Here is a 715-nt window from a genome sequence, read left to right as displayed (position 1 = left end):
CTGGGTACGTTTCTGGATGCCATCGGTATTCTTCTGCTGACACTTCCGCTGGCGGTGCCGATCATGGAGGCAATGAATTACGACTTGATCTGGTTCGGCATTGTCATTGTCAAACTGATCGAGGTCGGTCTGGTGACCCCGCCCGTTGGTATCAACGTCTTTGTGATTAAATCCGTGGTCGGGGATCGCGTTGATCTGAACCAGATATTCAAGGGGGCGGCGATTTTCATTCTGGCCGATCTGGTCGTTCTTTACCTGATCATCATCTTCCCTGATCTCACACTTCTGCTGCCCCAGTCGATGTTCTAGCCAAGGGAGTGGATGGATGAACTTGAACGAACAAGCGCGGCAATTCCTGATCCGCGGTGCCTTGATCTCTGACGAGGCTGATATTCGGGCGGAAAAGCTGACCGGTGGTATCTCGTCCGATATTTGGCGGGTGGATGCTGATGGGCGATCCTTCGTGCTGAAACAGGCATTGCCCGAATTGCGGGTCTCCCAACATTGGGAGGCTCCCTTGTCTCGCAACGACAATGAGGTCAACTGGATCCGTGAAGTCGCGGATATTTGCCCGGCTGCCGTACCCCGGGTGCTCTATTCTGAGCCGGGTGCCAATATGTTTGCCATGGAGTTTCTGGAAGGGGCGACCTGGAAAGAAAAACTTCTGCAAGGGGACGTGGATATAAACTTCGCCTCAGAGGTGGGGGAGGCTTTG

Annotated in this window: 2 protein-coding genes; both read left to right on the top strand. The window is 53.8% G+C overall.

Going from position 1 to position 715, the window contains the following annotated elements; all coding sequences use genetic code 11:
* Positions 1-309: TRAP transporter large permease subunit (locus tag QQJ79_RS15615; RefSeq protein ID WP_284223849.1), on the top strand; the 309-nt coding region annotated here is incomplete at its 5' end.
* Between the two features lie 16 nt (positions 310-325).
* Positions 326-715: hypothetical protein (locus tag QQJ79_RS15610; RefSeq protein ID WP_284223848.1), on the top strand; the 390-nt coding region annotated here is incomplete at its 3' end.

Source organism: Brevundimonas denitrificans (assembly GCF_030160755.1).
Taxonomy (GTDB): Bacteria; Pseudomonadota; Alphaproteobacteria; order Caulobacterales; family Caulobacteraceae; genus Brevundimonas; species Brevundimonas denitrificans.
Note: the sequence above shows the minus strand (reverse complement) of the source record. Positions and strands in the feature narration are given on the sequence as shown.